General features: G+C 73.2%; 16 protein-coding genes and 1 pseudogene. 9 read left to right on the top strand and 8 right to left on the bottom strand.

The annotated features are described in order from the left end of the window. Positions 1-60: 60 nt before the first annotated feature. The gene (locus ACFOX0_RS25895; RefSeq protein WP_449288868.1) at positions 61-870 is read right to left on the bottom strand and encodes a class I SAM-dependent methyltransferase; all 810 of its coding nucleotides are present in this window, start codon (positions 868-870) and stop codon (positions 61-63) included. A 390-nt stretch (positions 871-1,260) separates the two neighbouring features. On the opposite strand from ACFOX0_RS25895, the gene rpsA reads away from it, so the two are divergent. Both rpsA and coaE read left to right on the top strand, forming a co-directional pair. After that, a complete protein-coding gene (rpsA, locus tag ACFOX0_RS25890) occupies positions 1,261-2,757 on the top strand; it encodes a 30S ribosomal protein S1 (RefSeq protein ID WP_377550613.1) in 1,497 nt (498 codons plus the stop codon). A 163-nt stretch (positions 2,758-2,920) separates the two neighbouring features. Continuing rightward, positions 2,921-4,105, top strand: a complete 1,185-nt coding sequence (gene coaE, locus ACFOX0_RS25885; RefSeq protein ID WP_449288867.1) for a dephospho-CoA kinase — start codon at positions 2,921-2,923, stop codon at positions 4,103-4,105. A gap of 28 nt (positions 4,106-4,133) precedes the next feature. On the opposite strand, the gene ACFOX0_RS25880 is transcribed toward coaE, so the two are convergent. Beyond that, positions 4,134-5,795: a hypothetical protein gene (locus ACFOX0_RS25880; protein WP_377550611.1), complete on the bottom strand. Its 1,662-nt coding sequence runs from the start codon at positions 5,793-5,795 to the stop codon at positions 4,134-4,136. A 343-nt stretch (positions 5,796-6,138) separates the two neighbouring features. Between ACFOX0_RS25880 and uvrB the strand changes: the two genes are divergently transcribed. Both uvrB and ACFOX0_RS25870 read left to right on the top strand, forming a co-directional pair. After that, a complete protein-coding gene (uvrB, locus tag ACFOX0_RS25875) occupies positions 6,139-8,247 on the top strand; it encodes an excinuclease ABC subunit UvrB (RefSeq protein WP_377550609.1) in 2,109 nt (702 codons plus the stop codon). A gap of 97 nt (positions 8,248-8,344) precedes the next feature. After that, positions 8,345-9,241: a GNAT family N-acetyltransferase gene (locus tag ACFOX0_RS25870; protein WP_377550607.1), complete on the top strand. Its 897-nt coding sequence runs from the start codon at positions 8,345-8,347 to the stop codon at positions 9,239-9,241. 84 nt (positions 9,242-9,325) lie between these two features. Here the strand turns inward: ACFOX0_RS25870 and ACFOX0_RS25865 are convergent, their stop codons facing one another. Further along, complete coding sequence (locus tag ACFOX0_RS25865; RefSeq protein ID WP_377550605.1) at positions 9,326-9,619, bottom strand: antibiotic biosynthesis monooxygenase family protein; 294 nt, start codon at positions 9,617-9,619, stop codon at positions 9,326-9,328. A 363-nt stretch (positions 9,620-9,982) separates the two neighbouring features. Here ACFOX0_RS25865 and ACFOX0_RS25860 point away from each other — a divergent pair, with 363 nt between their 5' ends. Beyond that, entirely contained in the window at positions 9,983-10,993 is a 1,011-nt protein-coding gene (locus tag ACFOX0_RS25860) for a TerC family protein (protein ID WP_377550603.1), read from the top strand. 56 nt (positions 10,994-11,049) lie between these two features. Here the strand turns inward: ACFOX0_RS25860 and ACFOX0_RS25855 are convergent, their stop codons facing one another. After that, the gene (locus ACFOX0_RS25855) at positions 11,050-11,964 is read right to left on the bottom strand and encodes a C40 family peptidase (RefSeq protein ID WP_377550601.1); all 915 of its coding nucleotides are present in this window, start codon (positions 11,962-11,964) and stop codon (positions 11,050-11,052) included. A gap of 84 nt (positions 11,965-12,048) precedes the next feature. Beyond that, a complete protein-coding gene (locus tag ACFOX0_RS25850) occupies positions 12,049-13,122 on the bottom strand; it encodes a mandelate racemase/muconate lactonizing enzyme family protein (RefSeq protein ID WP_377550599.1) in 1,074 nt (357 codons plus the stop codon). A gap of 43 nt (positions 13,123-13,165) precedes the next feature. Here ACFOX0_RS25850 and ACFOX0_RS25845 point away from each other — a divergent pair, with 43 nt between their 5' ends. Next, positions 13,166-13,978 (top strand): tyrosine-protein phosphatase, encoded by an 813-nt coding sequence (locus tag ACFOX0_RS25845; protein WP_377550597.1) that lies wholly within the window; start codon positions 13,166-13,168, stop codon positions 13,976-13,978. A 73-nt stretch (positions 13,979-14,051) separates the two neighbouring features. Here ACFOX0_RS25845 and ACFOX0_RS25840 read toward each other — a convergent pair whose 3' ends face one another. Further along, the gene (locus ACFOX0_RS25840) at positions 14,052-14,915 is read right to left on the bottom strand and encodes a serine hydrolase (protein WP_377550596.1); all 864 of its coding nucleotides are present in this window, start codon (positions 14,913-14,915) and stop codon (positions 14,052-14,054) included. Between the two features lie 126 nt (positions 14,916-15,041). Then, positions 15,042-16,910 carry a translational GTPase TypA gene (gene typA / locus ACFOX0_RS25835; protein ID WP_377550705.1) on the bottom strand — a complete coding sequence of 623 codons (1,869 nt, stop codon included), beginning with the start codon at positions 16,908-16,910 and terminating at the stop codon, positions 15,042-15,044. A 334-nt stretch (positions 16,911-17,244) separates the two neighbouring features. Here typA and ACFOX0_RS25830 point away from each other — a divergent pair. Together ACFOX0_RS25830 and ACFOX0_RS25825 are read left to right on the top strand one after the other, a co-directional pair. Then, positions 17,245-18,219: pseudogene (locus ACFOX0_RS25830) on the top strand (CocE/NonD family hydrolase); the annotation flags it as partial. A gap of 70 nt (positions 18,220-18,289) precedes the next feature. After that, positions 18,290-19,264 (top strand): hypothetical protein, encoded by a 975-nt coding sequence (locus ACFOX0_RS25825; protein ID WP_377550594.1) that lies wholly within the window; start codon positions 18,290-18,292, stop codon positions 19,262-19,264. A gap of 21 nt (positions 19,265-19,285) precedes the next feature. On the opposite strand, the gene ACFOX0_RS25820 is transcribed toward ACFOX0_RS25825, so the two are convergent. Next, positions 19,286-21,139, bottom strand: a complete 1,854-nt coding sequence (locus tag ACFOX0_RS25820; RefSeq protein WP_377550592.1) for a GH39 family glycosyl hydrolase — start codon at positions 21,137-21,139, stop codon at positions 19,286-19,288. 384 nt (positions 21,140-21,523) lie between these two features. Between ACFOX0_RS25820 and ACFOX0_RS25815 the strand changes: the two genes are divergently transcribed. Next, the gene (locus ACFOX0_RS25815; RefSeq protein WP_377550590.1) at positions 21,524-22,591 is read left to right on the top strand and encodes a glycosyltransferase family 2 protein; all 1,068 of its coding nucleotides are present in this window, start codon (positions 21,524-21,526) and stop codon (positions 22,589-22,591) included. The last annotated feature ends 5 nt before the right edge of the window (positions 22,592-22,596 follow it).

The raw sequence follows: 22,596 nt of genomic DNA, 5'->3' as shown, positions 1-22,596 counted from the left end.
ATGGGGGGAGCCTAACGCCGTCCGGTGCGGCGTGGGTCGCACCGGACGTGCGACGCGCGCTCAGCCCGCCGGTTTGGTGGTGACGAAGATGGCGGTGCCGGGGAACAGCCGGCCGCGCAGCGGGCTCCACTGGCCCCAGATCCCGTCGTGCCCGTCCGGCCACTCCGGCTCCAGCAGGTCGCGCAGGACGAAACCGGCGCCGACCAGTTCGCGGATCCGGTCGCCCAGGGTGCGGTGCTGCTCCACGTACGTGGGCACGCCGCGCGCGTCCTGCTCGACGTACGGGCGGCGGTCGAAGTAGGAGTGCACCGCGGTGAGGCCCGCCTCGCCCGGGTCGTCCAGGAAGACCCAGCGCATCGGGTGGGTGACCGAGAAGACCCACCGGCCGCCCGGGCGCAGCACCCGGTGCACCTCGCTCATGGCCGCGGCCGAGTCGGCCACGAACGGGATTGCGCCGAAGGCGGTGAACACGGTGTCGAACGCCCCGGCCGGGAACGGCAGGGCCAGCGCGTCGGCCTGCACCAGCGGCACCCGTACCCCGCAGGAGCCGGCCGCCGAGGCGGCGTGCCGCAGCATGCCGGCGGACAGGTCCAGGGCGACCACCTCCGCGCCCTGGGTGGCCAGCCAGCGGGCCGCCGCCGCCGCGCCGCAGCCGAGTTCCAGTACCCGCCGGCCGCGGACCTCGCCGAGCAGCCCGGCGTCGGCCTCGCGCAGTCCCTCGGGACACCACACCAGGTCGACGTCGCCGAGGAAGGCGCCGTGTTCGGCCTGGTAGTCGTCGGCGTCCAGGTCCCACCAGGCGCGGTTGGCGCGGCGGGCGGCGGCGTCACTGACGGGTCGGCGGGCGACCGCGCCGGATTCGGGTTCCACGCCGCTCACGCTAGGCGTGCCGGCCGCCGGCCGGTCGGGAAGGGGTCTCCCGGGCCCTCCGGCCGGTGTGTCGGGGCGGTGGCGGGGGTGTGACGCAGCAGACACCGGGCGGGAATCCCCGCTATTTTCCGGGCTGCCGGGAAGCGACCCGGATCACCTGCGGGGAGGGCTTGCACGCTGTGGTAATGCGCACGGTAAGCTGTTCGATGCGCTCGCGGATCGTGTGCCTCGGCAGGGAGCAGGTTCCGTGGTCGACGGATGCGTCCCATGATCCTTAACCGTGATCGTTCGGCGTGGCCGCCGACAGATCCGCAGGCGCAAACAGGTCACCGCGACGCAAGCCAGACGCAAGCCAGCTGTGACATCCCACCGACCGGAGCAACCGCCCACATGACGAGCAGCATCGAGGCCACCTCGAGCGCCAACCGGGTCACCCACGACGATCTCGGCTCCGAGGAAGCATTCCTCGCCGCGATCGACGAGACCATCAAGTACTTCAACGACGGCGACATTGTCGAAGGCACCGTCGTCAAGGTCGATCGGGACGAGGTCCTGCTCGACATCGGCTACAAGACCGAGGGTGTGATCCCCTCGCGCGAGTTGTCGATCAAGCACGACGTCGACCCCGCCGAGGTGGTGTCGGTCGGTGACCACATCGAGGCCCTCGTCCTCCAGAAGGAGGACAAGGAGGGGCGTCTGATCCTCTCGAAGAAGCGGGCGCAGTACGAGCGCGCCTGGGGCACCATCGAGAAGATCAAGGACGAGGACGGTGTCGTCCGCGGCTCCGTCATCGAGGTGGTCAAGGGTGGCCTCATCCTCGACATCGGGCTGCGCGGCTTCCTGCCCGCGTCGCTGGTCGAGATGCGCCGGGTCCGGGACCTGCAGCCGTACGTCGGTCGGGAGCTCGAAGCCAAGATCATCGAGCTGGACAAGAACCGCAACAACGTGGTCCTGTCCCGCCGGGCGTGGCTGGAGCAGACGCAGTCCGAGGTGCGCACCGAGTTCCTCAACAAGCTGCAGAAGGGACAGGTCCGCAAGGGCGTCGTCTCGTCGATCGTCAACTTCGGCGCGTTCGTGGACCTGGGCGGCGTGGACGGCCTGGTGCACGTCTCCGAGCTGTCCTGGAAGCACATCGACCACCCGTCCGAGGTCGTCGAGGTCGGCCAGGAGGTCGAGGTCGAGGTCCTGGACGTCGACCTGGACCGCGAGCGGGTCTCGCTGTCGCTGAAGGCGACCCAGGAGGACCCGTGGCGGCAGTTCGCCCGCACCCACGCGATCCAGCAGATCGTCCCGGGTAAGGTCACCAAGCTGGTGCCGTTCGGCGCGTTCGTCCGCGTCGACGACGGCATCGAGGGCCTGGTGCACATCTCCGAGCTGGCCGAGCGCCACGTGGAGATCCCGGAGCAGGTCGTCCAGGTCGGCTCGGACGTCATGGTCAAGGTCATCGACATCGACCTCGAGCGTCGGCGGATCTCGCTGTCGCTCAAGCAGGCCAACGAGGGCTTCGTCGAGGGCGAGGAGCACTTCGACCCGACCCTCTACGGCATGACCGCGACGTACGACAACGAGGGCAACTACATCTACCCCGAGGGCTTCGACCCGGAGACCGGGGAGTGGCTCGAGGGCTTCGACAAGCAGCGCGAGGCCTGGGAGACGCAGTACGCCGAGGCACGTCAGCGGTGGGAGGCGCACACCAAGCAGGTGCAGACCTCCCGCGCGGCGGAGGCCGAGGCGGCGGCCAACCCGGCCCCGGCCGCCAGCACCGGTGGCGGCGGCGCGAGCTCGTCCACCCCGGCTCCGTCCCGGCAGGCCGAGGAGCCGGCCGGCACCCTCGCCACCGACGAGGCGCTCGCCGCTCTGCGGGAGAAGCTCGCCGGCGGTAAGTAAGTAGCCGCAGCACTGACGCAGGCCCCGTACCGCGTACCGGATCACCGGTCGCGGACGGGGCCTCCGTCGTGTCCGGACCCGGCGTGGCCCCGGCTCCGCAGCCGTCTCCGGGTCGGGCACCGCGCCGGGTCCGGGTCCGGCCGCGCCGGTGTGGTGCGGTGCGGTGCGGGGATTTGCCGTGCCCGGCCGGGGCGGGTTGACTGGTCCGGTGCTGATGGTGGGACTCACCGGCGGGATCGGGTCGGGTAAGAGCGTGGTGGCCCGACGGCTGGCCGGACACGGGGCGGTGATCGTCGACTCCGACCGGATCGCTCGCGAGGTGGTCGAACCGGGCACCGACGGGCTGCGGGAGATCGTCGCGGCGTTCGGCGAACGGGTGCTGCGGCCGGACGGCACCCTCGACCGGCCGGCGTTGGGTGCGGCGGTCTTCGGCGACGACGCGGCCCGGGCCCGGTTGGAGGCGATCACCCATCCCCGGGTACGCGCTCGCAGCGCCCAACTGGTCGCCGCTGCCCCGGCCGACGCGATCGTCGTCAACGACGTACCGCTGCTGGTCGAGGTGGGCCTCGCGCCGACGTACCACCTGGTGCTGGTGGTGCGGGCGGCCCGGCGGGTCCGGATCGACCGCCTGATCCGCGACCGGGGGATGACCGCCGAGCAGGCGGAGCAGCGGATCCGGGCGCAGACCGGCGATGCCGAGCGGACGGCCGCCGCGGACGTCGTGCTGGACAACGACGGCCCGCTCGACGCGTTGCACGCGCGGGTCGACGCGCTGTGGCGCGATCGGCTGGTGCCCTACGAGGAGAATCTCCGGCACCGTCGCGCGGCGGCGCCCGCCCCCCGGCGCGTCGGCGCCGATCCCGCCCCGGACCGGTCCGCCCGGTACGCCCGGGTCGCCGGCCGGATCCGGCACGCGCTCGGGCCCGCCGCGCGGATCGAGCCGGTCGACCCGGCCGACGACACCGCCCGGCCGGACCGGTCGACGGCACCGGTCGACCGGGCCTCCGACGGATCCGACCAGGTCCACGGCCCGGCCGAGGTGCTGGAGATCCGGCTCGACGTCGCGTCGGCGGCCGAGGTGGACGCACTCGCCGCAGCCGGCTTCGCGCCCTGCCCACCCGTCGAGGCCGACCCGGCGGACACGGCGGACACGGCGGACACGGCGGACACGGCGGACGCGGCCGACACGGCGGACACGGCGGACACGGCCGACACGGCGGACACGGCGGACACGGCCGACGGGGTCGGAGAGCGACGGCGGTACGGCAGCGCCGATCCGGACAACCCGGTCGTGGTGTACGTGCGGGTGACCGGTGCACCGGCCGCGGACCACGGCCCGACCGGCTGACCGCGCCGTCCGGGCGGCTGCCGCGACCTCAGTCCAGCGGCACCGGCGATATCCACGGCACGGGCCCCGGATCCAGGTCGAGCTGGGCGAACGCGCCGATGCGGGTGCGCAGCTCCAACCGCCGCAGCAGCCCCCCGCCGTCGACCCAGTACCGCAGCCGGGCCTGTCCCGGCGGCTCGCCGGCCTCGGCCGGCTTGGGCATCTCGAACACCGACACCGGCCGGCCGGCGATGGTGTCGCCGCGCAACCAGACCGCCGAGGAACGCAGCTCGACCGGATCGGCGGCGGCCCGCCCTCCGCACGACAGCGCCTCGTTGACCAGCAGGTCGAGGTCGAGCCCGCCCCGCGCGTCGGCCCGCCGTTGCCAACTGGTGAAGGTCCAGGCCCGCTCGGTGGGCGGAGGCAGCGGCGGGGACGCCGGTACGCCGTCCCGCGCGGCGCCGGCTGACCCCGGCCCCGCCGACGGCCGGGGACCGGGTGCCGGACCGGTGCGGGAGTGCGGGCCGGGCGAGCCGCCGACCGTACCGGCCGGGGGTGTCGGCGCGGGCGCCGGACGGTCGGCGACGCCGGCGCGGTCGGCGCGCAGCAGCCGGGTCCGCGCCGGGTCGTCCCGGTCACCGACGGCCAGATAGGCCACCCCGGTCCGCCAGTCCAGCCAGCCGCTGCCGCGCAGGTTGGCCGCGGGCACCGTCGGCACGGTCAGCGACACCCGGGCGCCGCCGCGGGCCCGGTTGGTCGGGCGCAGCCCGGCGAGTTGGTCCGCCTCGGCGTTGGTCACCGCCCGGGGGCGGACCGGGCGACCACCCAGGCCGGCCGTCGCGATCAGTTCGGGCCGGGCCGAGCGGTCCAGGTCGACGGCGAGCGGCAGTCCGCCGGGCAGGACGGCGGCCAGCCGGTGCAGCCGGGCGTCGTCGTCCAGCCAGTACCGGACCGTGCCGCCCACCGCCGAGAGCGGCGCCGGACCGGGCGTGCCACCGGCCGTCGGCCCGGCGGCGGGACCCCGCAGTACGTCGACGGCGGTGCCCGCCGCCCGGTCGCGGCCGAGCCAGCGGGCCGGCCCGTCGGCCAGGCCGTCGACCGGGTCCGGCCGGTCGGTGGCGACCCCGAACAGCAGGGCGACCAGCGTGTCGATCGGTTCCGGCCGGGCCCCGCCGGGGTCCGGCCGGCGGATCCGCCACCCGTCGGCCGGTGGTTCGATCGGGGGTACGGCGGGCTCGGTCCCGGGCCCGGCGGCCGGGCCATCCGTGGGCCGGTCGGTGCCGCCCCCCGGACCGGCGGGCAGCGGACCGGGGTCGCCGGCGTCGGTACGGGCCGTCGGGTCGGGGCGGCTGGCGATCAGGCCCGGCACCGCCTGGATCAGTCCGTGCGCGACCGCGGTACCCGGCCCGGTGACGGACAGGTAGATCAGCGCCCGGTTCCAGTCCACCCAACCGGTGAGCCGGGTGGGCCCCTCGGGCGGTCCCAGCGTGGCCCGCAGCCCGGCCCGGCCGTCCCGGTAGTTGGTCACCCGCATCGCGGCCAGCCGGCGGGCCTCGGCGGCGGACAACGCGCGTCCCTCGTCCGGGCCGTCCGTGGTGGGCCGCCCGGCGAGCCCGACGGCGAGGCCGGCGCCGGAGCCGAGGGCGAGGCAGGCGAGTACGACCATCGCGGCCGGCCGCCGGCCGTCCGGTCGGAGCGGGTGGTGGTCCACGCCGGGTTGAACGTGCGGGTCGGGCACAAGGTGACGTGCCGTCCCGATTCACGATCGGCGGGGGTCGTCGGGTGTGTGGCAGGGGCGCTCGCGGCGGCCGGTCGGCGCGTGAGCGCGACCGCGTCGGGTGCGCACGCCAACCGAGGTTGGGGCTGCAACCCCTGCGCCCGGGGCGACCGGCCTAGTCAGGCGGCCGGGTCGCGGATCCGGTCGGCCGCCGCGAGCGGCCTACTCTGGAGACGGTATCGGGTCGGCTCCGAGCAGACAATGACAATATCGAAGCCGATCGTGTACCCACCGTCGTGGGCCTGGAGTGTCGGACCCGCGGCGTACGGTTGGTGGCATGGCGCTCGACATTCCGCGGCTCGACGGTCGGTTCCAGATCGTCAGCGACTACCAGCCCTCCGGCGACCAGCCGACGGCCATCGAGGATCTTGAGCGGCGGGTGCGGCGCGGCGACCGGCATTCGGTCCTGCTGGGCGCGACGGGCACCGGCAAGAGCGCGACGACGGCCTGGCTGGTCGAGCGGTTGCAGCGGCCGACGCTGGTGATCGCGCCGAACAAGACCCTGGCCGCCCAGCTGGCCAAGGAGTTCGGCGACCTCATGCCGCACAACGCGGTCGAGTACTTCGTCTCCTACTACGACTACTACCAGCCCGAGGCGTACATCCCGCAGACCGACACCTACATCGAGAAGGACTCCTCGATCAACGAGGAGGTCGAGCGGCTGCGGCACTCGGCGACCATGTCCCTGCTGACCCGGCGCGACGTGATCGTGGTGGCCACCGTCTCGGCGATCTACGGCCTGGGCACCCCGGACGAGTACCTCGACCGGGCGGTCCGGATCAAGGTGGGGCAGGAGATCGAGCGGGACAAGCTCCTGCGCCGGCTGGTCGACATCCAGTACACCCGCAACGACATGGCCTTCGCCCGGGGCACGTTCCGGGTCCGCGGTGACACACTGGAGATCATTCCGGCGTACGAGGAGCTGGCCCTGCGGATCGAGTTCTTCGGCGACGAGGTGGAGAAGCTCTACTACCTGCATCCGTTGACCGGGGACGTGATGAAGGAGGTCGACCACCTGCTGATCTTCCCGGCCACCCACTACGCGGCCGGCCCGGAGCGGATGGAGCGGGCCATCCAGGGCATCGAGGCCGAGCTCGCCGAGCGGCTGGCCGAGCTGGAGCGGCAGGGCAAGCTGCTGGAGGCCCAACGGCTGCGGATGCGCACCACGTACGACGTCGAGATGATGCGCCAGGTCGGGTTCTGTTCGGGCATCGAGAACTACTCGATGCACATCGACGGACGGCTGCCCGGCAGCCCGCCGCACTGCCTGCTGGACTACTTCCCGGACGACTTCCTCACCGTGATCGACGAGTCGCACCAGACCGTCCCGCAGATCGGTGCCATGTACGAGGGCGACGCCTCCCGCAAGCGGATGTTGATCGAGCACGGCTTCCGGCTGCCCAGCGCGGCCGACAACCGGCCGCTGCGGTTCGACGAGTTTCTGGAGCGGGTCGGCCAGATGGTGTTCCTGTCCGCGACCCCGGGCGAGTGGGAGCTGGGTCAGGCCGGCGGCGAGTTCGTCGAGCAGGTCATCCGGCCGACCGGACTGATCGACCCGGAGGTGGTGGTCAAGCCCACCAAGGGCCAGATCGACGACCTGATGCACGAGATCCGGCTGCGCACCGAGCGGGACGAGCGGGTGCTGATCACCACGCTGACCAAGAAGATGGCCGAGGACCTCTCCGACTACCTGCTGGAGCACGGCATCCGGGTGCGCTACCTGCACTCGGAGGTGGACACGCTGCGCCGGGTCGAGTTGCTGCGCGAGCTGCGCAAGGGCGAGTACGACGTGCTGGTCGGCATCAACCTGCTGCGCGAGGGCCTGGACCTGCCCGAGGTTTCCCTGGTCGCGATCCTCGACGCGGACAAGGAGGGCTTCCTGCGCAGCGGTCGTTCGCTGATCCAGACCATCGGCCGGGCCGCCCGTAACGTGTCGGGCCAGGTCCACATGTACGCCGACAAGATGACCCCGTCGATGGCCGCGGCGATCGACGAGACCAACCGGCGACGGGCCAAGCAACTCGCGCACAACGAGGCGCACGGGATCAGCCCGGAGCCGTTGCGGAAGAAGATCCACGACATCCTGGACGACATCTACCGGGAGGCGGAGGACACCGAGGCGAGCCGGGTGGGTGGCGCGGCCCGGCAGCTGTCCCGGGGCAAGGCGCCGGTCAAGGAGACCCGCAGCCGGAGCCGGTCCGCGGCGGCCACCCCGTCCCGGGAGGGGATGGCCCGCGCCGACCTCGCGCAGCTCATCCAGGACCTCAACGACCAGATGCTCGCCGCCGCGCGGGAGCTGCAGTTCGAACTGGCCGCCCGGATCCGTGACGAGGTCGCCGAACTCAAGAAGGAGCTACGCGGGATGGACGCGGCCGGCGTCCGCTGACCCGGCGGACCGAGCTGGCGCGGGACCGGACCAGGCGCGCCGGGCGGCGGGGTTATCCGGTGGGCTCGATCAGCGGTGGTGGCTACGATTCCGGGCCGTGACCAGTGAACCGGCCTGGCGGGCCTTGACCCGATCCGACCTGTCCCGGGTGGCCGCGCTCGCCGCGCGTTGCCTGGCCCACGACGGCGGGCTGCCGCTGGCCGCCGGGGAGTCGTTCCTCGGCCGCCGGTTCGCGGCGCCCGGCGGCGCGGCCTGGGGCCTCGCCGCCGACCCGGGTGAGCTGCTGGCGGCGGGAGCGGTCCGGGTCGAACAGGCGGCCGACGGGGCACACCGGGCGGTGCTGACCGGGCTGGTCGATCCGGACCATCGAGGCCGCGGCATCGGCGCCGCGCTGCTGGACCACGGGCTGGCCCGCGCCGCGGCGTTGGCCGACACGGTGACGGTGGAGACGGAGGCCCTGACCGGCCCGGCCGCCGACCTGTTCGCCGGCCGTGGCCTGCGCCGGGTGTTCGCCGAGGACGTGCTGCGGTTCGACCTGGCCCGGACGCCGCTACCGGCCGCACCGCTGCCGGCCGACGTGCGGATCGACACCTGGTCGGCCCAGGCGGCGGCCCGGTTCTTCGCGGTCTACACCGCCGCGTTCCGGGACCGGCCGGGCTTTCCCGGCTGGCCGCTGCCGCGGTGGGTGGACTGGACCGCCGGCGACGACGAGTTCCGACCCGGCTGGTCGTTGCTGGCCAGCCGGCCCGGCCTCGGGGACGTCGGCTTCATCACCTGCGCCGAGGGCTGGGTGGTGCAGGTCGGGGTGCGGCCCGACCAGCGCGGTCGCCGCCTCGGCGCGGCCCTGGTGACCGAGGCGCTGCGCCGGATGCGGGCCGGCGGCGGCGACGCGGTGCTGCTGGACGTCAACGTGGACAACCCGGCCGGCGAACTGTACCGGCGGCTCGGCTTCACCCCGGTCGGCACGCGGGCCCGGTTCGAGCCCGCCGACTGAGTCCCGGCCCGCACCGCGCCGGGCGCCGCCCGGTGATCGTTCGGGCCTGACACCGGGCCGGAACCACGGGCTGACCGCCGGGGGTCAGGCCGGTACGTCCTGGAAGTGCTCGACCACCGGGGGCGCGGCGAAGTACGGGCCGATCAGCGACCGCCAGGTGGCGAACCGCTCGGTGGCCCGGAAATTCTGCTCGTGTGCCTGCACCGAGTCCCACTCCACCAGCAGCACGAACCGCTGGGGCGACTCGATCCCGCGGGTCATCCGGACCGAGCGGCACCCGGGGGTGCCGGCGAGCACCGGACGCCCCTTCGCGTACGCGGCGGCGAACTCGTCCTCGCGGCCCGGTGACACCTCGATCAACGCGACTTCCAACACCATCCGCCAAGCCTCGCACGACGGGCCATCCGGGCGCGCGCCGGACCCGAAGGCTAGCCTCCTAGGAAGCCGTAGGGGGAGTGTTCTTGGTTATCAATAGGCACTCCCAGGGTGCGCCGACGGGCGTCGATGGTGAAGAATGACCAACGAGGAGGGGAGTATTCCCTCGCGACGGTGTCGTCAACACGGTCGTCAGCCGGTCCGCCGGCTTCGACCCGGCGCCGGCGGTCGACGTTCGGCGGGTCCGCCCACCGGAGGTTCGGCGGGAGAGACCTCCGACAGACACCCGTGTCGGTACCGCCTGGCCGGCCCGCTCCGCGAGCGTGTGCCGTCCCGGTTGTGCCGCGTGCCTGCCGGAGGATTGACTTGAACGTGTCTGCCTGGGTGTGGGTGGGAACCCTCGTCGTGTTGACGGCGATCCTGCTCGTCGATCTGTTCATCATCGGCCGACGGCCGCACGAGCCCACCATCCGCGAGTCCACCATGTGGGTGGCCTTCTACGTCGGGCTGGCCCTGCTCTTCGGGGTCGGTCTGTGGCTGACGGCCGGGGCGACCCCGGCCATCGAGTTCTACACGGGGTGGCTCACCGAGTACAGCCTCTCTGTGGACAATCTCTTCGTCTTCGTGATCATCATGGCTCGGTTCGCGGTGCCGCGGCCGTACCAGCAGAAGGTGTTGCTGGTCGGCATCGTGCTGTCCCTGCTGATGCGCGGCGGTTTCATCGCCGCCGGCGCGGCGCTGATCGCCCAGTTCTCCTGGGTCTTCTACATCTTCGGCGCGTTCCTGATCTACACGGCGATCAACTTCTTCCGGGAGGGGGAGCCGGACGAGGGCGAGTTCAAGGAGAACGTCCTGATCCGCTGGAGCCGGCGGGCACTGCCGTTGTCCAAGGGCTTCGACGGCGCCCGGCTGACCACCCGTCAGGACGGCGGCAGGCGGCGGTTCACCCCGATGCTGATCGTGATGATCGCCATCGGCACCACCGACCTGATCTTCGCGCTGGACTCGATCCCGGCGATCTTCGGGATCACCCAGGAGCCGTACCTGGTGTTCACCGCCAACGTGTTCGCCCTGATGGGGCTGCGGCAGCTCTACTTCCTGCTCGGTGGCCTGTTGGACCGGCTGGTCTATCTCAACATCGGCCTCGCGTTCGTGCTCGCCTTCATCGGCGTCAAGCTGGTGCTGGAGGCGCTGGCCGACAACACGCTGCCGTTCGTCAACGGCGGCGACCCGGTGGCCTGGGCACCGCACATCCCGATCTGGCTGTCGCTGCTGGTCATCCTCTCCTCGCTGGCCGTGGCGACGGCGGCCAGCCTGATCAAGCTGGCCCGGGACCGGCGGCGGGCCGGCCGGAAGGTGCCCGCGACCCAGGTCTGACCGCTCACGGCGGCCCACCCGACCGTTCGTCGCGGTCGGGTGGATGCGGGTGCGGGTCAGACGCGGTGGGCGGCGACCAGGGTGGCGGTGCGGTCCGGGGGCATCGGCTCCTCGACGACCCGGCGGTGGTTGTAGCAGGCGTGCAGCATCCGGCGGGTGCCGTCCGGGTCGGGTGCGGCCGTGACGATGCCGATGTGGTGGATCGGGCGCCCGTCCCGGGCGAAGAAGTAGAGGTCGCCGGGGCGTTCGTCGCCGAACGGGACGGGTGTGGTGGCGTCGGCCTGGTCGGACGCGTCGCGGGGCAGCCGTACGCCGAGCCGGCGCCAGGCCAGGTGGACCAGGCCGGAGCAGTCGATGCCGTAGCTGGAGACGCCGCCCCAGACGTAGACGACGTCGCGCAACCGGCTCGCCACGGCGAGCATGTCGACGGCGGCGGGTGTGCCGGTCGGCGCGGGAGCGAGGTCGGTGTCGCGGATCCACAGCGGGTCGGCGCGGCCCGGGGTCAGGACGGGGCGCCACCCGCCGTGCGCCGGTCCGGCAGGGGTGAGTCGGGTGCCGAGGACGACGCCGCGCAGCACCGGTTCGCCGCCGGGGGCGGCGTGCAGGGTGGTGGTTTCGGCGTCGACCACGAACGGTTCGTCCGAGGAGGGCGGCTCGGCCGGTGCGAGCTGGTCGACGGGTACCCAGCCGGGGTAGCCGCGGGCGTCGAGCCGGGCGGCGGGCTGTTCGACGGCGACGACCCGGGCCCAGCCGTCCCGGATCCGGTCGACGTGTACCCGTTCGCCGAGCAGGAGTTGGCTCAGCACGCAGTCGCCGAGTTGTTGGTCGCCGGTCATGCCGGCCACCCAGGCGGCCAGGTCGGTGCCGGGGGCCAGGGCGGGGGCGTCGATGGGGCGTACCGCGTCGGGGTCGGCCCACAGGGTGGCGACGGCGACCCGGACGACCGCCTGTTGATCCGTCTGAATGGTCATCCCCGTACGCCCTTCCGATGGCCTGCCACTGTCGACCCTACGAAGGTAACCGTCAGCCGGGCAACGGCATTGCGTAGGTAATTTTCAGGCGATTCCGGTGATCCCGAGGCCCGGTTCGTCCGGCAGCACGACCGTCGCGCCGTCGTACCGGATGCCGCCCTGGACCGGTGAGGTGGCCAGCCACCAGGCGGCGTCCAGGTCGGAGACGGCGGTGGTGCGGTAGGCGGCGACCAGGCTGGCCGCGGCACCGAGGCCGACCTGGCTCTCCATCATCGAGCCGACGATGGTGCCCATGCCGTGCGCCGCGGCCAGGTCCAGCAGGGTGCGGGCCGGGCCGAGGCCGCCGCACTTAGCCAGCTTGACGTTGACCATGTCGGCGGCCCGGCGGTGGATCACCTCGACCAGGTCCCGTACGCCGAAGACCGACTCGTCGGCCAGGATCGGCACGTCGACCCGGTCGCTGACCCAGGCCAGACCGGCCAGGTCCCGGCGGTCCACCGGTTGCTCGACCAGTTCGACGTCCAGGCCGGCGTCCTCGATGCCGCGGATGATCCGGACCGCCTGCCGCGGCGTCCAGCCCTGGTTGGCGTCCAGCCGGATCCGGGTGCCCGGTCCGACGGCGGAGCGGACCGCGCCGACCCGGGCCAGGTCGCCGCCCGGATCGGCGCCGACCTTGAGCTTGAGCACGTCGAAGCCCTCGGCGGCGCGCTGCTTCGCGGCGCCCGCGAGGTCGTCGGCGGACCCGGCGGCGAGGGTGACGTCCGTCGGTACCCGCCGGGTCGTCCCACCGAGCAGCCGGACCAGTGGTACGCCGAGCCGCCGGGCGGCCAGGTCGTGCAGCGCCGTGTCGACGGCCGCCTTGGCCGCCTCGTTGCCCGCCGCGGCGCCGGCCACCTCGGCGCAGCGGGCCACCAGGTCGTCGGCGTCCCGGCCGACGAGCAGCGGGGCGAGCAGTTCCTCGACGCAGGCGCGGGAGCCGGCGACGTTGGCGCCGGTGACCTGCCACACCTGCGGTGCCTCGCCGAAGCCGGACCGCCCGTCGGTGTCGACCACCTCCACCACCAGCGTCTCCACGGTGCTGGTGCGACGCAGCGCGGTGACGAACGGGGTGTGCAGCGGGGCGGACAGCCGGTGGGTGCGTACCTCGGCGATCGTCATGTACGGCACCCTAGAGCAGGCGGAACGACGGTGGGGAGGCCGGATGGGGCAGCCGGAACTGGTGTTGGTGGGCGCGCCGAACAGTCGTGACCTGGGTGGTCTGGTCGGTGCCGGCGGGCGGCGGATCCGGCCCGGCCGGTTGATCCGTACCGCCGCGTTGGGCCGGCTGACCGACGCCGACCTGCCGGTGCTGGACCGGCTGGGCGTGGCCTGCGTGGTGGACCTGCGGGACGACTCGGAGATCGCGGTGGCGCCGCCGGACCGGTTGGCCGGCCGGCCCCGGGTGGTCCGGCTGCCGGTGCACGACCCGGCCCACCCGGTCTTCACGTACGTCTCGGCGGTGCTGCTCGGGCACGACCTGGCGGCCTACCGGGGGCTCGCGGCGGACGGTACGCCGGCCGCCATGGCGGCCATCTACCGGTGGTTCGTCACCGACCCGTCGGCGCGGGCCGGCTTCGCCGCGGCGGTACGGCTGGCCGCCGAGCCGGCGAACCTGCCGCTGCTGTTCCACTGCACGGCGGGCAAGGACCGCACCGGTTGGCTGTCGGTGATCCTGTTGACCGCCCTGGGTGTGGCCGAGCCGGTGATCCGGGCCGACTACCTGCGCACCAACGAGCTGACCGAGAGCCTGCAGGAGGTGATCCTGCGGGCGATGGCGGACCGGAACCCGGGCCTGGATGTCGAGTCGGTCCGCCCGGTCCTGCAGGTCCGCCCGGAATACCTGGACGCCGCCTACGCCCAGGTCCGCGAGTCGTACGGCACCTTCGACCGTTACCTGCGGGCCGGCCTAGCCCTAACCCAAAACACCCTGACCACCCTCCAAACCAACCTCCTCACCCCCGTCCCACCTCGTTGATCATGAAGTTGTTGTCGTTCCTGCCGGCGTGTCGCGACAACAACCTCATGATCAACCGGAGGTGGGCGTGGGTTCAGGGGGTGAGGGTTTGGCGGGTGGACCAGGTGGTGGCGGAGATGTGGGCGAGCAGGCGGCGGGCCGCGTCGTCGGTGCTCTGGGGGTCGGCGGGGGCGGGTGTGGTGGTGGTGGTGCAGACGGCGAGGGCGTAGGGCGGGGCGTCGTCGGGGAAGACCACGCCGACGCCGTGCCGGATCCCGTGCACCCAGCCGTTCTTGTGCGCGATCCGGGTGCCCGGTGGCAGGCCGGCGGCCAGGTCCTCGTGATGTTCCTGGGCGAACAGCACGGCCAGCATGGCGGCGCAGCCGGCCGGCGCGGCGAGCGGGCCCGGCTCGCTCGCGCCCCGGGCGATCGCGCCCAGCAGCGCGGCGAGGTCGGCGGCGGTGACCAGGTTGGTGATGCCGGCGTCCCGGGCGGCGAAGTCCTCGATGCCCCGCCCGGTGACGCTGTGCCGGGCCCCGGCCAGCGTCCACACCTCGGCGACCGCGGGCGTGCCGAGGTGCCCGAGCACGATGTTGGTGGCCAGGTTGCTGGATCGGACGATCATGCGGTGGGCGAGCCAGCGCAGCGACGCCCGGCCGCCGAGTCGGTCCCAGACCGCGCCGTCGTTGTCGTAGTCCCGCGCGCAGCCGAACCGGGGGGCGTCGGGCCGCGCCGAGGCGAAGTCGTTGACCACCGGCACCGGCGCGTCGAGGTCCAGCGTGCCGGCCTCGGCCGCTCGGTACAGGGCGGTCAGCACCGCCACCTTCATCGTGCTGGCGGCGTAGTGGGTGGCGTCGGCCTCCCGGGTGTATGCCGGCGGTCCGGTCAGCCGTCCCGCGTACACCGAGACGGTGCCCGCGACGGTGGACAGCTGCGCGTCGAGGTCGGCCCAGGTCATGCCGGTGACCGTAGCGGATCACCGGTCGCGCCGTCCGGGGACGGACCGGCCCGGCCGGCCCGGGTGTGCCGGGGCGGTCGGGCCGGAACGCGAAGCCGGGTCGGGTCGGGTCGGGTGCCGGGCCGGTCAGCCGGCGGCGTGCTTGCGGCGGGCGGTGGCGCGGGCCCGCTGGGTCTGGTCGAGCACCACCTTGCGCAGCCGTACCGCGGCCGGGGTGACCTCGACGCACTCGTCCTCGCGGCAGAACTCCAGCGCCTGCTCCAGGGACAACTTGCGCGGCGGGATCAGCTTCTCGGTCTCGTCGCTGGTGGACGAGCGCATGTTGGTGAGCTTCTTCTCCTTGGTGATGTTGACGTCCATGTCGTCGGAGCGGGAGTTCTCCCCGACGATCATGCCCTCGTACACCTCGGTGGTCGGCTCGACGAACAGCGTGCCGCGCTCCTGGAGGTTCATCATCGCGAACGGGGTGACCACACCGGAGCGGTCGGCCACCAGCGAGCCGTTGTTGCGGGTCCGCAGCTCACCGACCCACGGCTCGTACGACTCGAAGACGTGGTGCAGGATGCCGGTGCCGCGGGTGTCGGTGAGGAACTCGGTCCGGAAGCCGATCAGGCCGCGGGCCGGGACCAGCCACTCCATCCGGATCCAGCCGGTGCCGTGGTTGACCAGTTGTTCCATCCGCCCCTTGCGGGTGGCCAGCAGTTGGGTGATGGCGCCGAGGTATTCCTCCGGCGAGTCGATGGTGAGCCGCTCCACCGGCTCGCAGATCTTGCCGTCGATCTCCCGGGTGACCACCTGCGGCTTGCCGACGGTCAGCTCGTACGACTCCCGGCGCATCTGCTCGACCAGGATGGCCAGCGCCAGCTCGCCCCGGCCCTGCACCTCCCAGGCGTCCGGCCGCTCGGTCGGCAGCACCCGCAGCGACACGTTGCCGATCAGTTCCTTGTCCAGCCGGTCCTTGACCATCCGGGCGGTGACCTTGGCGCCCTTGACCCGGCCGACCAGCGGCGAGGTGTTGGTGCCGATGGTCATCGAGATCGCCGGCTCGTCCACGGTGATCAGCGGCAGCGGGACCGGGTTCTCCGCGTCGGCCAGCGTCTCGCCGATCATGATCTCGGGGATGCCGGCGACCGCGATGATGTCGCCCGGCCCGGCCTGCTCGGCGGGCTTGCGCTCCAGGCCCTCGGTCATCAGCAGCTCGGAGATGCGGACCCGCTGGCTGCTGCCGTCGGTACGGCACCAGGCCACCGTCTCGCCCTTGCGGATGATGCCCTGGCGGACCCGGCACAGCGCCAACCGGCCGAGGAACGGCGACGCGTCGAGGTTGGTGACGTGCGCCTGCAGTGGTGCGCCCTCCTCGAAGGCCGGTGCCGGAATGGTCGTCAGCAGGGTTTGGAACAGCGGTTCGAGGTTGTCGCTGTCGGCCGGTACGGTGCCGTCGGCCGGCATGGTCAGCGAGGCGATCCCGTCCCGGGCGCAGGCATAGATGATCGGGAAGTCGATCTGCTCCTCGTCGGCGTCCAGGTCCAGGAAGAGCTCGTACGTGTCGTCGACCACTTCCTTGATCCGGGCGTCCGGCCGGTCCACCTTGTTGATCACCAGGATGATCGGCAGCCGGGCGCGCAGCGCCTTGCGCAGCACGAACCGGGTCTGCGGCAGCGGACCCTCGCTGGCGTCGACCAGCAGCACCACGCCGTCGACCATGGTCAGCCCGCGCTCCACCTCGCCGCCGAAGTCGGCGTGACCGGGAGTGTCGATGATGTTGATGGTGATCGGGTCGCCGCTGTCCGGTACGTAGCTGATGGCGGTGTTCTTGGCCAGAATGGTGATGCCCTTTTCCCGCTCCAGGTCCATCGAGTCCATCACGCGGTCGGTCATCTCGCCCCGCGCGTGGACCTGTGCGCCCTGTCGCAACATGGCGTCCACCAGGGTCGTCTTGCCGTGGTCGACGTGCGCGATGATGGCGACGTTACGGAGATCGGCGCGGGTCTGCATAAGGTCCATTCTGTTCGGGATGGTGGGCACGGTGCCGCCGCGGGCAGCCCGATCGGTCCGGTTTCCCTGGCGCGTGGCGGGGGCACCGGTTCGTCGGGTCCGGACCGTCGTCCGTCGGGCGGGGTCGTCCCGCCACCGGACGGGGTTCAAGCATACGTGGGCGTCGCGGGTCGGTGTGCCGGGCGGTTGGCGGCCCGGCGTCCGCCGTCGGCGCCGATGTCCGGCGGTGGGCCCACCGGGGCCGGTGTTGTTAGTGTGCCGCCATGATTCGCGGCGCCCCTCGGCCGGCCCGGTGCCGGCCCCGGCCGCTCGGGCGCGGTGCCGCCGCCGGGGTCGCCTCGCCGAGGTGTCCGCCCCGGTGGCGATGGTGACCGGCTGGCACGACATCTTCCTGCCCGCCCAACTGGCCGACTACGCGGCGCTGCGGGCGGCCGGCCGGCGGCCGTACCTGACGGTGGGGCCGTGGACGCACGGCAGCGTCGGCCTGTTCGGCGCCGCGGTGCGGGAGGGGCTCGGCTGGCTGCGGGCACACCTGACCGGCGACCGCGCCGGGGTACGGGACGCGCCCGTGCGCATCCACGTCGGTGGCGTGGGCGGCGGCTGGCGGGACCTGCCCGACTGGCCGCCGCCGGCCACCCGTACCGGTTGGCACCTGCGCGTCGGCGGCGGGCTCGGCCCGGGTGTCGTGGCGTCGTCCGGCGCGGACCGGTTCTGGTACGACCCGGCCGATCCGACCCCGTCGCTGGGCGGGCCGCTGCTGGTGGCGCAGCGGGCCGGTCCGGTCGACAACCGCCCGGTGGAGGCCCGGCCGGACGTGCTCACCTACACCGGCGCGCCGCTGACCGCGCCGCTGGAGCTGGTCGGCCCGGTCGAGGCCGAGGTGTACGTGCGCAGCGACCTGCCGTACTTCGACGTCTTCCTGCGGCTGTGCGACGTGGACCGGCGGGGTCGGTCGTGGAACGTCTGCGACGGGCTGGTCCGGGTCGAGCCGGGCCGGTTCCCGGCGGACGCCGACGGGGTGGTCCGGGTGCCGGTCGAGCTGTGGCCGGTGGCGCACCGGTTCGCCGCCGGGCACCGGCTGCGGTTGCAGGTCAGCGGCGGGGCGCACCCCCGGTACGCCCGCAATCCCGGCACCGGTGAGCCGCTCGGCAGCGCGGTCGACCTGCGCGCCGGGCACCGGGAGGTCAGGCACGGCCCGGCGTACCCGTCGGTGCTGCGCCTGCCGGTGAGCGAGCCGACGCGACGACCGGGTGCCGTTCCGTTCCGTGGCGTGGTGGGCGATCGTGCGCCGGGTGCATCCGACGGGTAATCGGCGGGTGTCCCGTTGTAACGTCTCCACCAGGGAAAACGCTGGTCGAGACCCGCTGTGGGGGGACGTCATGTCCGTGGCGCCGGCCAACCTGCTGGCCGTACGCAGTCTGCTGCTGCACCATCTGCATCCGTCCGGCGGCGTCGGGGACCATCAGCTCGACGCCGACATCGTCGACGGTGAGGCCGGCCCGGGCGGCTACCACCGCGGCGCCGACGAACTCGGTGCCGACGACTACTCGGTGGCCGACTCGCCCCGCGACCGGGCCGGCCTGAGTCCGTACGCCTCGGCCCTGGACGTCGGGTGGTTCGAGGTCCGCAGCGGCGGCACGGTGCACAACCTGCGCACCTTCTCCACCTGGTGCGTGACCCAGTGCCGGGCCGACACCCCCGACAGCGCCGACATCCGGGAGATCATCTACTCGCCGGACGGTAGCACCGTGCGGCGCTGGGACCGGTTGGACCGGCCTACCGCCGGGACGCTGCGGCCGGGGTTGCCCACCCACTTCAGCTACTTCCGCGACGCCACTTCGTCCGGGCACGACCTGCGTCCGCTGTACCGGCGCTACCTGGCCGACATCGGCCTGCTCCGGCCGGCCCAGCCGGTGCCGGAGGCCGACCTGCAACAGACCGACAAGCTGCTCTACGACACCGGGCTGACCGGTCGGACCGTCGCGCACTTCCTGGCCGACGTGCAGAACCTGCGTAACTGGCAGTGGAGCGCCCTCGGCGCACCGGGGGTGGTGAACCCGCCGCAGCCCGGCTCACCCGCGCAGCTGGTGCTGGCGATGGCGCAGGCGTTCCCCCGGGTGGCGGCCCAGGTCGCCCGGCTGGCCGGGGACCAGCCGCCGGACGATCCGGCCCTGGTCGCCGGGGTGCTGGCCGGGTTGTCCCCGGCCGCCATCGCCGCGGCGATCCCGGCCGCCCTGGCCGAGCAGGTGGCCGACGAGCTGGCCGCCCGGCTGGCCGGCGGTGTGTCGGTGTCGGTGCCGGGGCGGCAGCGGACCACGGAACGCGCGCAGCCGGGCGGTCCCGACCCGACCTGACCGGCCCGGGCGGGCGGGGGGTCAGGCCCCGGACACCTCGATCAGTACCGCCCCAGGCTGGGGCAGCAGCACCTCGACCACGGCGGCACCGTCCTCGGTGGTCGGTTCCACCTTCTCCACCGGCAGCGCGTCCGCCGCCCGCAGCGCCCGCCACTGCTCGTCGGTGGGCCAGTCGCCGACGCCGAGCCGGTCGGCGACGGTGGTGACGTCGCCGTGCCGGCGGTCCAGCCGGGTGCGGGTCACGGTGCGCCCAGCACCACCGGCGACGGTGAGTCGGATCCGGCGGGCCAGGGCCGGGTCGCCGTCGCGTTTGTCCTGGTCCAGGGTCGAGTTCCAGACCAGGACGACCAGGGCGCCGTCGGCCCGCCGGCTGGCCCAGGTCTGCACCAGCCCGTCGGCGCCGTCGCCGTACGCCCGGACCGGCAGCTCGACCTCGCCGAGTTGGGCGAGCATCCGCAGCGCGTGGTAGCGGGGCTTGGCCAACCCGCCGACGGTGAGCAGGCCGAAGCCGCCGTGCAGCAGCCTGGGCGGGCGGCCGAGTTCCTCGAAGTGGTCGCTGGCCACCCAGTAGGACAGCGCGTCGACCCGGCCGGCGGCCGACCGCATGCCACTGAGCAGGAAGGTGCCGGCCGAGGTGCCGTCGTTGACCGGGTGGAAGTGGGTGGGGGTGACGCCCCACTCGGTCCACAGGATCCGGGCGTCGGGGAAGCCCAGCCGGTCCAGGGTGGGCCGCAGGTCCAGCGGCGGGCTGCCGTAGGTGTGGGTGGAGACGAAGTCGACCGGCGAGCGGTGTTCGGCGGCGTGGGCCAGCAGCGCGTCGACCCAGCCGGCGGCGGCCGACGACGGGCCGCCGACCGGGATGCGGGCGTCGACCGCCTTGACCGCGCGGGCGGTGACGTCGTACAGGCGCAGCCACTCGTCCCGGGTGCCGCTCCAGAAGACCTCCAGGTTGGCCTCGTTCCACACCTCGAAGTCCCAGGTCAGGACCTGCTCCCCGTACCGGTCGAGCAGGTGGGCGACCAGGGCGTGGACCAGGTCGCCCCAACGCTGCCAGTCCTTCGGCGGGGAGATGACGCCGCGGTAGGCGAACACCGTCCGGTCCGGGTCGCGGGCCAGGTCGCGCGGCATGAAGCCGATCTCCACCACCGGTCGCAGCCCGATCTTTAGGATCAGGTCGTAGACCCGGTCCACGCCGGTGAAGTCGTACACCGGTGCGCCGTCCAGCTCGCGGTAGACGCCGAGGTCGTCGTGCAGGATCGCGTGCGCGCGGACGGTCCGCACGCCGATCTCGTCGCGTACCCGGCGCAGCGCGGCCAGCAGTTCCGGGCCGATCTCCCGGCCGCCGGAGAGGTCCCGGCACAACAGTTGGGACAGCCGCTCGCTGCCGATCATCGGCTGCCAGGGCCGGTGCAGCGGGGCGCCGTCGGCGGCGGCGTCCACGTGCAGCACCACCGTCGGCGGTTCGTCGGCCGCCGGCAGGGCGACCGCGGTCACCGGCTCGCCGAGCACGCCGGTGACGGTGACCTCGGGCACCGAGGCGACCGCGTACGCGTAGGGCTGGCCCGGCTCGCCGGTGGTGTCCACGTACCAGGGGTCCGGCACGGCGAGCACGTCCCCGCCCAGGTGGTCCACCGGGACGAGGTCCCCGTCCGGGACGCCGGCCCGGACCGGGGCCCGGTGCACCAGGTAGCCGACCGCGCCGTCCACCGGCCGCCAGGACAGCCGGACGTGCCCGACGCCGGGAACGGCCTCGACCCCGGCCGGTGGCGGGAGCTCGGGGGTACGCGGGACGCGCCGCTCGTCGCTGCGTCGCGCGATGCGGGCCGCCCAGTCGGCTCGGGCGTCCGCGGGCGGCTGGTCGTTCGCACGGGTCACCGGGGTACCTCCTGATGCGGGTCGGGCCGGGTCCGAGAACTGTAACCGGTTACCGGACCGGATCGCGCCCTCCGACCGCCGGTTTCCGGACCGGATCCCGCCCCGGGCCGCTGGCTGCCGGACCGGATCGCGTGCCGGGCCGCTGGTTTCCAGGCTCCGACCCGGAACGCCCGCCCGGACCGCAACCCCGGCCGGTACCGCAGCGTCTTGGTTACGTAACCCGACGTTCGCCCGCCGCTCAGGACCGATTCGCCCGGGACGTCAAGGCTCACTGTTCGTGGCCGAGGACTCCCGGGTGCCACCCGCGTCGGCGACCGTGACGGATTTTCCGGTCTCCGGGCACGTACCACGACGAGTGCAGGCCGAGATTGCGAGGTTGACGGCGTGACCCTGCTCAGTGTGATCATCCCGGTGTACCGGGTGGAGGAGTTCCTGCCGCGGTGCCTGGAGTCGGTGCTGGGCCAGTCGTTCACCGACGTCGAGGTGATCGCCGTGGACGACGCCTCCGACGACGGCTGCGCGGACATCCTGGCCCGGTACGCGCGGTGGGACCCCCGGCTGCACGTGGTGACGCTGCCGGCCAACGCCGGTCTGGGCGCCGCCCGTAACGCGGGGATCGCGCGCGCGACCGGCGACTACGTGTGGTGCGTGGACAGCGACGACTGGCTGCCGGACGGCACGCTGGCGGCGGTGGCGACCCGGTTGCGCGAGACCACGCCGGACGTGCTGGTGACCGGCTACGCGCGGGTGTACCCGGACAGCCGGGTGAAGCACTACACGGTCGGTGACGTGACCCGGGGCGCGGTGGTGCCGGGGGTGTTCACCTTCGCGCAGCAACCGGGTCTGCTGGACGTGCTGTGGATCGCGTGCAACAAGGTGTTCCGGCGGGAGTTCCTGAACCGGCACGGCTTCGTGTTCGGCCCGGGCTGGTACGAGGACGTGGCGTTCGTCCTGCCGGCGTTGCTGGCGGCGGAGCGGATCAGCCTGTTGGACCGGTACTGCTACGCGTACCGGCAGCGGCCGGCGGGGGCCATCACGTTCACGGTGAGCCGGCGACACTTCGAGGTGTTCGACCAGTGGCGGCGGGTGTTCGAGTTCCTCGACGCTCACCCGGGGACGCCCACCGTCCTGCGGTCGCGCATCTTCCAGAAGATGATCTGGCACGTGTTGCAGGTGCTGGGACACGACAGCCGGGTGCCCAGGGCGGACCGGCACGACTACTTCCGCCAGGTGTGTGACCTGTACCGGCGGTACCGGCCGCTGGCCGGGGTCGCGGTGCCCGGCGGGAACGACGGGGTGAAGCAGCGGTTGGTGGCGGTCGGCGCGTACTGGCCGTACGAGGCGTTGAACACCGGCTGGCAGACCCGCGGCCGGATGCTGCGTACGCTCCGGTCGCCCGGCCGGCGGGTGCCGACCGGCGGCGCGCGACCGACGGCCGGAGCGGTCCGGTAGATGGC

This window comes from Micromonospora zhanjiangensis (assembly GCF_042650605.1).
GTDB classification, from domain to species: Bacteria; Actinomycetota; Actinomycetes; order Mycobacteriales; family Micromonosporaceae; genus Micromonospora_J; species Micromonospora_J zhanjiangensis.
The sequence above is the reverse complement of the archived record's forward strand: the minus strand, read 5'-3'. Positions and strand labels throughout refer to the sequence as shown.

Bases quoted from the DNA above. Each gene is read 5' to 3' on its own strand.
- rpsA (WP_377550613.1), top strand. From the start codon at position 1,261: ATGACGAGCAGCATCGAGGCCACCTCGAGCGCCAACCGGGTCACCCAC.
- uvrB (WP_377550609.1), top strand. From the start codon at position 6,139: ATGGCGCTCGACATTCCGCGGCTCGACGGTCGGTTCCAGATCGTCAGC.
- ACFOX0_RS25865 (WP_377550605.1), bottom strand. From the start codon at position 9,619: ATGGTGTTGGAAGTCGCGTTGATCGAGGTGTCACCGGGCCGCGAGGAC.
- ACFOX0_RS25855 (WP_377550601.1), bottom strand. From the start codon at position 11,964: ATGACCATTCAGACGGATCAACAGGCGGTCGTCCGGGTCGCCGTCGCC.
- ACFOX0_RS25850 (WP_377550599.1), bottom strand. From the start codon at position 13,122: ATGACGATCGCCGAGGTACGCACCCACCGGCTGTCCGCCCCGCTGCAC.
- ACFOX0_RS25845 (WP_377550597.1), top strand. From the start codon at position 13,166: ATGGGGCAGCCGGAACTGGTGTTGGTGGGCGCGCCGAACAGTCGTGAC.
- ACFOX0_RS25840 (WP_377550596.1), bottom strand. From the start codon at position 14,915: ATGACCTGGGCCGACCTCGACGCGCAGCTGTCCACCGTCGCGGGCACC.
- typA (WP_377550705.1), bottom strand. From the start codon at position 16,910: ATGCAGACCCGCGCCGATCTCCGTAACGTCGCCATCATCGCGCACGTC.
- ACFOX0_RS25825 (WP_377550594.1), top strand. From the start codon at position 18,290: ATGTCCGTGGCGCCGGCCAACCTGCTGGCCGTACGCAGTCTGCTGCTG.